The organism is Longilinea arvoryzae (genome assembly GCF_001050235.1).
In the GTDB taxonomy this organism is placed as follows: Bacteria; Chloroflexota; Anaerolineae; order Anaerolineales; family Anaerolineaceae; genus Longilinea; species Longilinea arvoryzae.
The window spans coordinates 3,889,656-3,902,123 of the sequence record NZ_DF967972.1; the positions used below are offsets into that span (position 1 = coordinate 3,889,656).

The window sequence follows — 12,468 nt, forward strand, 5'->3', positions numbered from 1 at the left end:
ACCGCCTTAGTCGCCCGAGTCGTCTCCGTTGTAATACATCGCGACCGGTTCGCCGGCGTTCAACCAGCCCTCATGCGCCACATCGTCGTAATAAACAGTCAGATCGGCGGTATCGCGCAGGAAATTGACCTTGCCCACGACCACGCGCTTGATCTTCAACCCGGTGCGTTGTTCCAGGTCCGCCTTGAGCTCAGGGAAACGGTCGGGTTGGATCCATTCGATCTTCTCGTAAACGATGCGCTTCGAAGCCTCGAAGTGAAAACCCCATTCCTTTTCGAGAACGTACATGATTCCCAGGATCGCCATATTGGCCACCACGAGCTGCGGCCATAGCTTATTGCTGGAACTGGCCGAGTTCATCACCGGCAGGGCGACGATCACGAAGAGGTAAGTCATCTCACGCACCGGGATGGGATCGGTGCGGTAACGCAGGATCGAAAAAATGGCAAATAACCCAAAGCCCACACCCACGCCAATTTCGATGCTGGTCATAAAACTCAATACAAAAAAGATCATGGTGTTGAAGGCCAGAAAAGTAAAAACGTAGCGCTTGTTGTGGGTCGATGGATAATAGATGAATCGCACCAACAGAATCGCGACCAAAAGATTGAAGCCGAAGCCCAAGATAAATCGCATAAAATCAGTCATGCTGAACTCCAATGGAATTTCGTTCCAGCCAGAGCAACCTGGCTTTCAAACTATTCTTTTTAACCTGATCGTTGAGTAAGGCCGTCCCGATGCAGTACTTGCTGAAACCCTGTGGGTGAACCCGGAGGGCGCGCATCTGCGCCAGGAAGGACGACGGGCAGGAACGCCGGTCTTGTTTGACTTCCGCCACCGCGATCCCGTCCAGGTGGGCAATGCGCCGGGCCGTATAGAAGGCCAGGTCCACGTCGATGGTTACGCGTTCGCAGGTGGATTTGTTCACCAGGGTAACCCGGGTGAAGGTATTCCACAACTTGGATTCCAGTGTTCCAGAGTCATAGGGAAACACCTCCTTCAACCAACGCTGCGCGTCGGTATCGAACCAGACCGCCGGCCGCTCGGTCGGCATCCGGCTCTTGATGACGCGGTCCTTGCGCGTCCGGTGTTTGACCTCCAGAAAAGACTGGCCTGAATCGAGGTACTCGCGGCTGCGAACCTTGAACCGGTCCGCACGTTCGTTGGCATGCAGGTTGTAAAGCGCGAAATCGGGGGTGTCGAAATACAGCGTTCGATAATGGTTCAGGCGTCCTCCGTCCACTTCCAGGGCGCGATATTCCGTTTGCAGGGCAACCAGTGCCTTCAGCAACTGTTGGACGGGCATCACGAATTTGGTGTCGATGCGGTCGAGCAGCGCCACCGATTCCATTTCCTGCAGGCTGATGGGCTCGAAACCGGCCGCCAGAGTCTCCAACGAGCCAGTGAACTCGCCATCGCCAGCCTGAACAGACGGTAAAATCCAGGGTTTCAGATGGGTTTGTTCCTGTGTTGGATAAAGCATCCATGTATTTTGTTTCATTCCAATCCTCCACCGGCCGCATGGGCGTATCGGTTAGCCTGAATATAGCGTACCTTCACAAACGAGTGGTTTATTTTTTGTATATGCCGCAAAAACACGTCGCGCCTGAGAAAGGTAATTCGAATCGCGGCGGGCCTGTTTGCCCGCCGCGATCTGGATTGAGTCTTCCCGGTTATGGCTTCATGCCGCCCCCGGATCCGATCTGGGTAACTACGCTCGAGATGGTGAAATCGGTGTACGAGATCCCTGGCGTATAGGTTCCATCCTGAATCAGGCCGCCATTTTGCGTGCCCGAATCGCTGCCGCCGAGGGAAACGGCATAATTGGCACCCTGCGCGAGCTGCGGCGATGAGAATGCGATCGATTGGTACTCCTTGGCAGACGCGAAGGTAAAGATCTCCGCCCCCGCGCTATCTTGAACGTGAACCAGCGTTCCGGCTTGCTGCTTGGAATTGAAATTGATCAGCACCGAGTTCTGGCTGGAAGTGGCGCTCGGGGCCATGGCCATGCCCGCGCTGCCCGCGGCGATCAGGAAACCGCCGGTCATATTGAAGGTGCCGTTGTAATCCAGGGCGCCGTTCATGTTTTCGACCGGGCCGCTCACCAGCAAAGTGCCGCCGCTCATTTCGATCGAGCCGTTGACATCCACGCCATCTCCGTACGCATTGACCACAATCCAACCGCCGTGAATGTACAGGGTGGCATTGCTGCCGCCGCTGAACGTATCCTGGCCGCGGCCACCGCCCTGGCGACCGCCAGGCCCGCCAGCCGGCTTCTGCTGCCCGCCCGGCAGTGTACCCTGGGTCTGGCCTGTGGTCTGCGCCTGCGTGCCTGAGCCATCATTCCCGCCCGAGCCGTTGATGCCGTCATCGCTGGAGTTAACCTGAATGCTCCCGGCGTTGATGGTGATGATGGTGCTTTCCAATCCTTCGTACGATTGGTTGATCTGGATGCTGCCGTTGTTGATCGTCAAAGCCGCATCGGCGTGCATGCCGTCGTCGCCGGTCGAGATATCGAACGTGCAGTCATTGACGGTGATGCTGCCATTCGAGTGCAGGGCGTCGTCCGCGGCGTCGATTTTGAAGGTTCCGCCGTCGACCACCACGCTGGCCACGCCCTTGATCGCCTTGGCCGACAGGGTCGCATCGATCTTTGCCTGGCTGCCACCGGCAGTGGTCAGGTTAAATTCACCCCCTGAGATCATGACGTCCGTCTGAGCCGTGATGGCATCCCCACCCGCGCTGATATCGAAGACCCCGGCTGCGATCGTGATGTACCCCCGGGTCGTGTCTTCCTCATTATCCGATTTCAACCCATCGCCCCCGGCGTTGACCGTGATGGTGCCATTTTCCACATCCACATAATCCTTGCCGCGGATGCCGTCATCCGTCGCGGTTACCGTGATCGTTCCGCCGGCAATGATCAATCCATCCTTGCTAGTGATGCCGTCGTTGGAGTTCCCGTTCACGACCAGGGAACCGCTTCCGGATAGGCTCAGATCCGCCATGCTGAACAGGGCCGCATTGGGTTCATCCTCCCCGGAACTGGCGTCCCCGTACGTCAGGGCATCGTCGAGCGTGTTGGTCGTGCCATCGGCCAGGATGATGACCACTTTCCTGGCGTTCTTCACGTAAATCGGCGCGCTGGTCGAGCTGTGCAGATCGACGCCGTTCAATATGAGTTGAACCAGGGTCTCGTCCTGGGTATCCACGATGATCTGGCCGTCGGTCAGGGTTCCGCTCAGGCTGTACGTCCCCGCGGATCCAATGATCGCGGTGCTGCCGGTGATGTTTACATCCGTGGCATCCGCGCTGATCGAGTCGCCGTTCAGGGTGATCGGAATGACCACCGCAGGATCCCACGTATAATCCGAGGCCTCTTCGTGCAGTTGGCTGTTCTCAGCCTGGGCCTCTTCCACCGATTGCGCGCTGGCGACGACGACGCTGCTTTCGTTTACAACCGTGCTCGAACTCAAGCTCGTGTCTGCCTGCGTCAACCCGGTACTGTCACCTGCCGAACAGGCCGCCAGGGATAACGCTAAAAAGATTGTGATCCAGATCCATGCAAATTTTTTCATCCGTTCTCTCCTCATACGCGATTCAAGACCGGTTCCGGTCCGAATTTTGGTTTGGTTTTTCTGATTTTAGGGTCTTCCTTCGGCAAACAGGTTTAGATTTTGTATAGACTGCCGGTCCCGGTGAGTCCTGCATCCGCTGCGTCTTATTCAAGTCCTCCCTGAAAGCCGAATTCGAACCCGTGCTATAATTTATTAAAATTAGTTAATAACCAAACTCGGAGTATCTATGAAGCTACGCCCCATCCATGTACTCGCCCTTCTGGTGCTGGTCTCATCCCTGCTGTCCGCTCCCCGCCAATCCGCCCAGGCTGATCTACAGGTAACCGGCGGCGTCATGATCCATTCCGTCCTCCCGGACAAGGTTTGCGTCGGAGATCAGTTGACCCTCCACGGCGCGGCCGGCATCACCCTCATGGAAGATCTGCCCGATTCGCTTGCCTGGCTGCCAGTCACCCGGGTCGACATCCATGCCCAACTGGGCCAGGTCACCCCGCAACAAATCATCCAGGAAAACGACTTTTATTATTTCCAATTTACCTACACGGCCACAAAACCCGGCCAGGAAACCCTCACCCTGACGCTGAACGACGATCTGGCTTCCACCCAGGAAACTTTTCAGGTGGAAGACCACTGTGACTACGACGCCTATCTGACCGAAGTGGCGCTATTTACGGCCGATATGGAGGGCGAACATTTCCAGAGCCTATCCCATATCACAGGATCCGGCACCCTGAAACGCGATCGCCAGGGTTCGCAGATTTACCAGGGCGATGGGACCTGGCATCTGGAGGAAATCACGCTCAGCAAGCCATCCGAATGCGTCCAATATTCGGTCCCGCCGTTGATCATGAGCGGCCCGTTCGAACTGGACGGACGCCTGGCCGATGAAGGCGACACCATCGATGTACTCCTCAGTTTCCTGCCCAGGCAGGGTGACCCGATCCGGCACGGCGATGCGATTTGCATCGACGCGGACGGCAACGTCGGTACCGCCTGGGGTTTGATCACCGAAGGCGACCCCGCCCTGGCTTCGAAGATCAATGCCACCTTCCCGGCCGGCGGCGGCAGTCAGGCCGTCGAAATGACCGGCGCCGGATTGGAAATGGTCCAATCGGTCGGCGATCTGGATTACACCGCCACCCTCACCCTTCTTCCGCACTGAGCCAGGATTACCATGATTTCATATCTTCACAAGATTTATCGTACCGCAGTCATTCTCAGCCTTGCCCTGGGAATCGTATCCTGCCAGGGCGCCAGCCAGGCCACCGCGGTCAGCCCGTCCCAAACGGGAACGACCTTCCAGCGCCCAACCGGTGTCGCAACCGGGGATATGGATTTAGCCAATCCGGGGCAGGGCTTGGAAACCCTGCAGAGCTATCGGCAGAAGCTGGAGGTGACCCTGACAGGCTCCAAACAGGGTTCCGCGTATGAAACCAGCCAGTCGATCGACCGCTCCGTGCTGGGCGCGGATGAATCCGTGCAGGTCAACCAGGCCGGCCCGGACGGCGCGGCCCTGCAATTCGCCGAAGCGTATCTGAGCGGATACCACTACTCTCAGGACGACGCCGGCGCCGCCTGCCGGGCGGAAGCCAATTCAGAAGATGAAATCCCGAGCGCTGACCCGGCTTCACGCCTGCCGGCCGCTTATGGGCTCAAAAGGGTCGGGCAGGAGACCGTCAACGGCCTGAACGCGACCCACTACACCTTCGACGAACGCTCGCTGGTCGATTCCGAGGGCGTCTTGAAGAAAGCCGCCGGCGAGGTCTGGTGGGCGGAAGAGATTAACGCCGTCGTGAAATACCAGTTGAGCGCCGAAATCGCCTCATCCGGGTTCACCGGGACGCGCAGCTGGACCTACGAATTGGATCAGGTGAACCAGGTCCAGTCGCTGGCCCTACCGGCTGCCTGCCAGCCCGTGCTGGCCGACCTGCCCGTGCCGTCCGGGGCAACCGATCTTCTCACACAACCCGGATTTCTGCGGTATACCGCCGCTGTCACCCGCGCGCAGGCTGTGGCATTCTATGCCGAACAGCTTCCCGCGTTGGGCTGGCAGTCCCTGCCCGGTTCGACCCCCGAAACGGCCGATCTGACCTCTGCGGTCACCGTGCTTTCGTATTCCCGGGACGATCCGGCAGGCGGGCGCATTCTGGTGCTGCGCCTGGAGGATGGCAGCGGCAAGTTGCAGGTCATCGCTCAAACCGTCCTGACGAAACAGCCCATCCGGCTGGAGACCAGCACCCAAACCGTGAACCCATCCAACGAAAATCCGCAACCGACCGAATCCGCCGTGGTCGAGGCACAGCTCCCGGCCGATCTGCCCTCCTACCCCAACGCAACGGTTCTGATGCAAAATGAAAACATCCTGGCGCTCGAAACCCAGGATTCGACTTCGGATGTAATCGATTTCTACCTGCGCGAACTGAATAAAACCGGCTGGCAAAAGGATCAGCAAATCGAGAACGCCGGTTTGACGATGCTGACCTTCGTGCGGGAGGAAGAGACCCTGTTAATCAACCTCATTTCATCAAACACCGGCGCCACCCAAATCACCATCACGGCCATGCCGGGATAAAAGAAGGGTATTCTTTGCCGGGTTGGCCTATGGATTCGCAATTATTAGCTATACGCAATCATTGATCGGCTAACCAGACCTAACCCGGCGTTGTTCCTTGGGCTTATTTCCGCGCCTTATTCTTGCGGGTCCTGTACCACACCAACCCTGCCACGACCAGGATGGCCGTCATCGCCCACAGTACCATCCGCACGCCGGCCGAAGCCTGCTCAATGGCCTGGGCGTACAGGTAGCCGACGCTCACCAGGGCAGCCGATTTGAGCAGTTCGCCCAACACCAGCATCCCGGCCCAGCGCCGCACCGGCACCCGGCTCAAACCGGTCGCCACCAGGGTTGGAATGGGCAGCCCGACCGAAAGCTTTGCCAAAAAAAGCAAACGCGGCGCGTTGCGCTGAATTCCCAGCCGCAACTGGTCGATCGTTTGAGGTTTGATGCCCAGCCGGGGGGCAACTCGCAGCAACCATTGCATCTTGCTGAACCGTCCCAATAGATACCAGCCCATGTCCGCCGTCAGGTTGCCGACCACGACCGAAAAATACGCCGGCACCGGCAGCAGGATGCCGTTCGAAGAAGCTGCGCCGCCCAACAGGGTGGCAAACGGACCTTCCGCCATCACCAGCAAACCCAAAATACAGTAAGGCAACAACCCGAATGAGGAAAGTTGCAGAATTTCAAACGCCATTTGGGTTACCTCCCATCTGGTTCGATGATTTGCATTTCCAATCCGACCGGGACTGCCCAAAAGGAAAGATCGATCGGGGCAACCTGCAGAGTGCCTGCCCCGGGCAGGAGCGGCTTTGCGTGTCTGCCTGCTTTTCGAACCGTTCCGGGGTATCGTCGACAAAACGAAGGTTTCTCATAAGTCGAGTGTAGACAGTTGAGAACCGGAATTGGTTTAAAGTTGGTTTAGATTCTTCGAGGATCGAAAGCCGGAGCGGCAATTTTGAGGATTTTTCGCCATAAACACTTGCTTTTTATACAAAATTTAAACCCGTTGCAGAGGCTTTCTCCATAAAATACGGCATATAGGGTTCATCCGGAGGACATATCCCGGCCAGGCCGGACCTCCAATCGCATTCGAGATTCAGAAAGAACTTCCACTATGCATTCCCCAAAAAGAAAAATCTTCCAGATTGTCAGCGCCGTTCTCATTTTATTGGGACTTATTGCTTATTTATTAGCCGATCGATACTTGATCCAGCATGTCGAAATTGCAAACGTCAGCGCGTACTCTGAGACCATTTCCGAAACGCTGCCGGCGCTGGCCGGTAGCACGGCCACAGCCGGGGCCGCCGCGCAAAGCGCAACCAACGCCGCCGTCAGCTCCGATGATTGGAACTATGTCAGCGATTCGGTTTCGATTTCGATTAAAGAAGTAACCACCGGCAGCGGTCAGGATAAGGTGACCTATTACGTGGCGGATGTCACCCTTTCAGACGCGACCGATCTGGCCAGCGCTTTTGCAAACAACCAGTTCGGCCGCAACATCACCGAATATACTTCGGTCATCGCTGCTGAGAACAACGCCATCTTTGCAGTAAACGGTGATTATTACGGTTTTCGCACGGATGGCATTCAAATTCGCAACGGCGTCATCTACCGCGATGAACCCGCTCGCACCGGCCTGGCGTTCTATCTTGACGGTAGCATGAAGATCTATGATGAGACCCAGACCAGCGCGGAAGAACTGCTGGCCGCCGGGGTCTGGAATACGCTTTCCTTTGGGCCGGCCCTGCTCGAAAATTCTCAGATCGCCGCCAACCTGGGCAATGTCGAGATCGACACCAACTTCGGCAATCACTCCATCCAGGGCAGCAATCCGCGCACCGGGGTGGGCATGATTTCAGCCAATCATTTCGTCTTTGTGGTGGTGGACGGGCGCAGCCCAGGTTACAGCCGGGGTGTAACCCTGGCCGAATTTGCCGGGATCTTCCAATCCCTGGGCTGCACGGATGCCTACAACATCGACGGCGGCGGCTCTTCGACGATGTACTTCATGGGCCGGGTGGTCAACAATCCGCTTGGCAAGAATAAAGAGCGCGGCACAAGCGATATCCTCTTTATCGGGTCGTAAAGTATCAATCAAAGACTTTACGCAGCAATCCGAGAACCCGGGCCGAGAAATCTGTCTGGCGCCTGGCCCGGGTTCGCCAGTTTTCTGAGAGCGGAAACTCGGCGCAGTGGGCCAACTGCGGGCCAAAATTCCAACGGCCGCTCTCATCCCGTTGTCGCCAAAGCTTGTTCAGGGCCGGCATGGCCACCTCGCGCCAGCTCGAAAAGCCGCTCAACAGGTCCATCGAACGAAACCAGATGCTCGCCTGCTCTTGCTGCCAGTCGTTTAGGCAGACACCCATGTAATAGATGCCGTCGGGTCTATTCCAGATCCAGTTCGTAACTTCCGCATCCAGGTCCGCCGGCAGCGGCCGCGCCGCGAGCATCCACAGCGCATACTGGCTGCGCAGAAAACCCTTTGGCACCTTAACCCCCGAAAGGGTTGGATAAGCCGTTTCTTCATCGGTTTGGGAGTAGCGCCCCGATGCGAAAGCCCGCCGGGCGACGTCGAACCAGTACCGCCAATGCCTTTCCATCTCCGGATGGCCGGAGTCGAGTCGCGCCAGCCAGCCACCCGTCATCAGTTGAATGCCAAGCGGAACGCGGTCGTTCTTCTCGGGCGGATCGGAAATCGTTATCTCCCCATTCATGACCTGCAAAATATATGCTTCAGCGCGCTGCAGGACTTCGTCGTGAATGTCCAGCCCCAGCGCCAGAGCGCGATGGAGGGCTTCTTCGCTGGTGCGAAAAACAGGGTTGATGCGCGAATCCTGGGTGTGGAAGCGTCCCCAACTACCATCCTCGAGTTGAGTGGCCTCCACCTGCCGAACCCAGCCAGATTGCCTTGCCGCCGCCCGCAGACGTTGCATCTCTGGGGCGGTTTCATCCAGGCGGAGAACATCCCTTTGTAAACGGTAAGCGGCCACAGCATCCGGCCGGGCAGCCAACAACATTTCAGTGGATTGATAAAGATCCTTCAATGAAAATTCAGTGGGGCAGCAGTGACTCATCCTTCATCCTTCAGGTTTTTTTAAATTCTTTCAGGAATTATTCAAGGCGCCTCGCAAGAAGAAAAGGGTGGGACGAAAACAAAACCTGCCCATCCTCAGAACGATTAAAAAATCGATCACAGGAACAGGATTCCCAAAACTGGATCTATATCAATTGTTCTGCCAGGCCTTCCGCCCAGGCGCGAATTTTATCCCAATTGCGGGCATCGCTGGCTGGCATGTTGTGGAGGGGGCTGGCTGGCAGGAGGGTGAGCAGGTTGTCCGGGAAACGAAACCGCGCCGGATCCATTTTCCCGCCGAAAAGTTCCCGCGCAAGGGGATTGAACCAGGGCATATTCGCCAACTCCTGATCGAACTGCTTGCGCGTCTCAATCCAATCTTTTTCGTTGTCTTCGGTGGGGCCCAATGCAAAGAAAGCCGTCTTGTGGGTCGCAAGGGCTGTTTGATGACGGGCCAGAAACTTGCGCGCGTCGCCGTGAAAGTGACCGATATACATCGGCGCGCCCAGAACGACCGCGCTATAGGGTTCGATGGTCTGGACTTTTGCCGCGCGCTGCAACTCGACGTTCAGTCCCTTCTCGCGTAACGTCTTCGCAACGGCTTCGGCCACTTCCTGGGTCGAACCATATTTGCTCGCATAGGTCACCAGAATTTTGTCGTTCATTTTTCGTTTCCTTATTCCATCCATCTTCTTCTAAAAGTATACAACACGAGTCTACAACTCGCTCCGCATCCATAGGAAAATGCTTGCCGCCGAACAGATGAGCAGTAAGAACGGCGCGATCCCGTGGATGCGCAGGACAAACACTGGCGCCGGTTTCGCCAGGCTGAGAAGCGCGCCGGTGACGAACAACGCCAGCGCGCATAACCCCGCGACCACCATCAGGGTCAACCCGGCCAGAGGCGCCTGTTCTTTGAACAGCCGGGCGAACTGCAGCCCGGCCGTAACGACAGCGCTCAAAGCGATCAGCTTATGCAGGTTGAAAAGCAGGGCATTGAATGACCGGCCGGACCGGCTCAGCCAGAATCCGAAGGCCAGCGTGAGCCCGAACAAAATCGCCGGAGTCAAGAAACGAGTTAACGTTTGCATCGCCAATTCCCTCCTGTGAGCTTCTCGATCGAATCAACGCGCCCCTTGCCGCGCCCGGTCATGCGCGTAAGCGACCAGGACGGACAGTGGCAGCAAAAGCAGGATCAACACCACGCCAAAAGCCATGAATCTTTGCAGGAAATCATTGAAGAAATACCCCACCGTGAACTGGTTCACCAGCCAGACCATCAGCAGCGCCAACGGCCAGGGCCAAATTTTCGCCGCAAAAGCGATGAACTTGCCGGGCGCGCCGGTATCCAGCGGCTTATGGATTGCCAGGCCGCACAGGCCGCCCACCAGGCCGATCAAGGGTGGAAAAAAACCACCCCCACACACCAGCAGTGCGCCGCACAATCCCATCAAAATCCAACTGCCGGATTTCCGCCGCAGAAACGCCGCCGACCAGACCAGGATGACCAATCCAAGGATCAAGGCCGCAATCCCGGTGACCAGAAAAGTCGGCAGCAGGGTAAGGGCCGGTTCGCAACGGTTCCAGGCCTGCTCGGGAATACACGGCGTTCCCATCGATGCGATCATCAGGCTCTCAGGGCGGGCGCCGCCCTGTAGAATTTCGAAATATCCATGCTCGATCCCGGCCAATCCGGCGGCAATGCCCAACCAGGCCGCGACTTTTCCTGTCGCCTCTCTCATCATCCCTGCCTCCTTCTTTTGTTTCAAAAACCAGAATTCTCACATCTTGATCATAGGTCAAAAGGGCCGATTTGAGGATGATCTTTTGTGCAGGTTTTGTGACGATTCGCGCAGTTAATGATAATATCGAGCATATGGTTCAACAATTATTCTCTCATGAACCGATCACGGTCTCGGTGAGCGTCCTGTCGCAGATGTTTCTTTACCTCAGCGCATTGAAGGTGGACATCGACGAATTTCTGCACTCGATCGGCGTCGAACCGGCCAGCGTTAAATCTCCGGATGCGCGCATCCCCATCGAGGTCTACCTGCATATCCAGGATCAGGCCGCGTTGTACACCCATGACCCCTGTTTTGGCCTGCACATGGGAGAATACGCCGAGGCGGGAAGCTGGTCCATCCTGGGCTACCTGATGATGAATTGCCGCACGCTCGGCGAGGCATTCGAAAAATCAGGGCGTTATTCACGCATCATTGGCAACCTGATCGATGCCAGAGCCGAGCCGGGTTTCAACCGGATGCGGTTTATCTTTTTCTCCCCGCCGCACGCCCCCCACATGACCCGCCACTGTTACGAAGCCACCTTTGCCAGTTGCGTGCGCATCCTGCGCAGCCTGTCCGGCCTCGATCTCAACCCGCTTCAGGTTACCTTCATCTACCCGCAGCCCGACTCCACCGCGGAATACGATCGCATCTTTGGTTGCCCGGTGTTGTTCAACCAGAAACACAATTCGGTGACCATCGATCCGGCCATTGCCCGGATCCCGGTTAAGATGGCCAATCCTGCCCTGTTGCAATATTTCGAGACCTACGCTCAGGACTTTCTGGCTGAAATGGATTGCAAGACCGCTACCACCCGCGCCGTGACCAGGATCATATTGTCGCGGCTGGACGACCGGTCACTGTCGATCGAGAAAGTGGCCCGCGAAATGGCAGTCAGCGTCCGAACGCTCCAAATCCGGCTCGAAGAAGAAGGCGTCGTGTTTAGCGATCTGCTCAAAGACATCCGCGAACGACTGGCAAAGAAATATCTGCGCGAGAATTACACCGTGGAACAAATCACCTATCTGCTCGGCTTTTCTGCTCCCAGCGTCTTTCGCAAAGCCTTCAAGAAATGGTCAGGCGTCACCCCGCGGGAATATCGCGAAAACACCTATCCGACGATTTACCAGTAGCTTCAATGGGATGGAAACGTAAACAGCAGAGGTAAATTTCCTCTGCTGTTCGCGTTTACATCCGATCGCTGTTACTTACCCAGATCTTCGAGCATTTGCTGGTATTGCTCGCGGGTAACCTCACCCCGGGCATACCGCTCCTGCAAGATCTCCTTGGCGGTTGATTTCGACGAAGAAGTCGCTGAACTTGAGCCCCGGCTCAGCCGGCGGATCCCATACACAATCAACAGGATGATACCCACCAGCAGGGCCAGCCAAATGACAGCGCCCAGGATCATTCCGATCCAACCAAAACCACCATACCAACCGTGCATCATTTGAAACCTCTCTTTCGAATTCC

The 12,468-nt window shown here is 56.8% G+C and carries 13 protein-coding genes; 4 read left to right on the plus strand and 9 right to left on the minus strand.

What is annotated here, in order from left to right; all coding sequences use genetic code 11:
* Nucleotides 1-6: 6 nt before the first annotated feature.
* From LARV_RS17450 to LARV_RS17460, 3 genes are all read right to left on the minus strand, one after another.
* Complete coding sequence (locus LARV_RS17450; RefSeq protein WP_075074844.1) at nt 7-648, minus strand: DUF4956 domain-containing protein; 642 nt, start codon at nt 646-648, stop codon at nt 7-9.
* Nucleotides 641-1,501 carry a polyphosphate polymerase domain-containing protein gene (locus tag LARV_RS17455; protein WP_083522671.1) on the minus strand — a complete coding sequence of 287 codons (861 nt, stop codon included), beginning with the start codon at nt 1,499-1,501 and terminating at the stop codon, nt 641-643. Before LARV_RS17455 ends, LARV_RS17450 begins: the two co-directional genes overlap by 8 nt.
* A 172-nt stretch (nt 1,502-1,673) precedes the next feature.
* Complete coding sequence (locus LARV_RS17460) at nt 1,674-3,578, minus strand: carbohydrate-binding domain-containing protein (RefSeq protein WP_075074845.1); 1,905 nt, start codon at nt 3,576-3,578, stop codon at nt 1,674-1,676.
* A 226-nt stretch (nt 3,579-3,804) separates the two neighbouring features.
* On the opposite strand from LARV_RS17460, the gene LARV_RS17465 reads away from it, so the two are divergent.
* Together LARV_RS17465 and LARV_RS17470 are read left to right on the plus strand one after the other, a co-directional pair.
* Entirely contained in the window at nt 3,805-4,740 is a 936-nt protein-coding gene (locus LARV_RS17465) for a hypothetical protein (protein WP_075074846.1), read from the plus strand.
* A gap of 12 nt (nt 4,741-4,752) precedes the next feature.
* Nucleotides 4,753-6,150 carry a hypothetical protein gene (locus LARV_RS17470; protein ID WP_075074847.1) on the plus strand — a complete coding sequence of 466 codons (1,398 nt, stop codon included), beginning with the start codon at nt 4,753-4,755 and terminating at the stop codon, nt 6,148-6,150.
* Nucleotides 6,151-6,253: 103 nt separating this feature from the next.
* Here the strand turns inward: LARV_RS17470 and LARV_RS17475 are convergent, their stop codons facing one another.
* Complete coding sequence (locus tag LARV_RS17475; protein WP_075074848.1) at nt 6,254-6,832, minus strand: DedA family protein; 579 nt, start codon at nt 6,830-6,832, stop codon at nt 6,254-6,256.
* Between the two features lie 420 nt (nt 6,833-7,252).
* On the opposite strand from LARV_RS17475, the gene LARV_RS17480 reads away from it, so the two are divergent.
* Nucleotides 7,253-8,224, plus strand: coding sequence for a phosphodiester glycosidase family protein (locus LARV_RS17480; protein WP_075074849.1), 972 nt, complete (start codon nt 7,253-7,255; stop codon nt 8,222-8,224).
* Between the two features lie 4 nt (nt 8,225-8,228).
* Here LARV_RS17480 and LARV_RS17485 read toward each other — a convergent pair whose 3' ends face one another.
* The 4 genes from LARV_RS17485 to LARV_RS17500 form a co-directional block, all read right to left on the minus strand.
* Complete coding sequence (locus LARV_RS17485) at nt 8,229-9,212, minus strand: hypothetical protein (protein ID WP_075074850.1); 984 nt, start codon at nt 9,210-9,212, stop codon at nt 8,229-8,231.
* Nucleotides 9,213-9,357: 145 nt separating this feature from the next.
* Entirely contained in the window at nt 9,358-9,876 is a 519-nt protein-coding gene (locus tag LARV_RS17490; RefSeq protein ID WP_083522672.1) for a flavodoxin domain-containing protein, read from the minus strand.
* A gap of 51 nt (nt 9,877-9,927) precedes the next feature.
* Nucleotides 9,928-10,302 carry a hypothetical protein gene (locus LARV_RS17495; protein ID WP_075074852.1) on the minus strand — a complete coding sequence of 125 codons (375 nt, stop codon included), beginning with the start codon at nt 10,300-10,302 and terminating at the stop codon, nt 9,928-9,930.
* 33 nt (nt 10,303-10,335) lie between these two features.
* Entirely contained in the window at nt 10,336-10,953 is a 618-nt protein-coding gene (locus tag LARV_RS17500; RefSeq protein ID WP_152031839.1) for a hypothetical protein, read from the minus strand.
* 134 nt (nt 10,954-11,087) lie between these two features.
* On the opposite strand from LARV_RS17500, the gene LARV_RS17505 reads away from it, so the two are divergent.
* A complete protein-coding gene (locus tag LARV_RS17505) occupies nt 11,088-12,128 on the plus strand; it encodes an AraC family transcriptional regulator (RefSeq protein ID WP_075074854.1) in 1,041 nt (346 codons plus the stop codon).
* A 71-nt stretch (nt 12,129-12,199) separates the two neighbouring features.
* On the opposite strand, the gene LARV_RS17510 is transcribed toward LARV_RS17505, so the two are convergent.
* Nucleotides 12,200-12,445 (minus strand): SHOCT domain-containing protein, encoded by a 246-nt coding sequence (locus LARV_RS17510; protein WP_075074855.1) that lies wholly within the window; start codon nt 12,443-12,445, stop codon nt 12,200-12,202.
* Between the last annotated feature and the right edge of the window lie 23 nt (nt 12,446-12,468).

Coding starts and splice junctions, on each gene's coding strand:
- LARV_RS17450 (WP_075074844.1), bottom strand. CDS start 648: ATGACTGATTTTATGCGATTTATCTTGGGCTTCGGCTTCAATCTTTTG.
- LARV_RS17455 (WP_083522671.1), bottom strand. CDS start 1,501: ATGAAACAAAATACATGGATGCTTTATCCAACACAGGAACAAACCCAT.
- LARV_RS17460 (WP_075074845.1), bottom strand. CDS start 3,578: ATGAAAAAATTTGCATGGATCTGGATCACAATCTTTTTAGCGTTATCC.
- LARV_RS17465 (WP_075074846.1), top strand. CDS start 3,805: ATGAAGCTACGCCCCATCCATGTACTCGCCCTTCTGGTGCTGGTCTCA.
- LARV_RS17470 (WP_075074847.1), top strand. CDS start 4,753: ATGATTTCATATCTTCACAAGATTTATCGTACCGCAGTCATTCTCAGC.
- LARV_RS17475 (WP_075074848.1), bottom strand. CDS start 6,832: ATGGCGTTTGAAATTCTGCAACTTTCCTCATTCGGGTTGTTGCCTTAC.
- LARV_RS17480 (WP_075074849.1), top strand. CDS start 7,253: ATGCATTCCCCAAAAAGAAAAATCTTCCAGATTGTCAGCGCCGTTCTC.
- LARV_RS17485 (WP_075074850.1), bottom strand. CDS start 9,212: ATGAGTCACTGCTGCCCCACTGAATTTTCATTGAAGGATCTTTATCAA.
- LARV_RS17490 (WP_083522672.1), bottom strand. CDS start 9,876: ATGAACGACAAAATTCTGGTGACCTATGCGAGCAAATATGGTTCGACC.
- LARV_RS17495 (WP_075074852.1), bottom strand. CDS start 10,302: ATGCAAACGTTAACTCGTTTCTTGACTCCGGCGATTTTGTTCGGGCTC.
- LARV_RS17500 (WP_152031839.1), bottom strand. CDS start 10,953: ATGAGAGAGGCGACAGGAAAAGTCGCGGCCTGGTTGGGCATTGCCGCC.
- LARV_RS17505 (WP_075074854.1), top strand. CDS start 11,088: ATGGTTCAACAATTATTCTCTCATGAACCGATCACGGTCTCGGTGAGC.
- LARV_RS17510 (WP_075074855.1), bottom strand. CDS start 12,445: ATGATGCACGGTTGGTATGGTGGTTTTGGTTGGATCGGAATGATCCTG.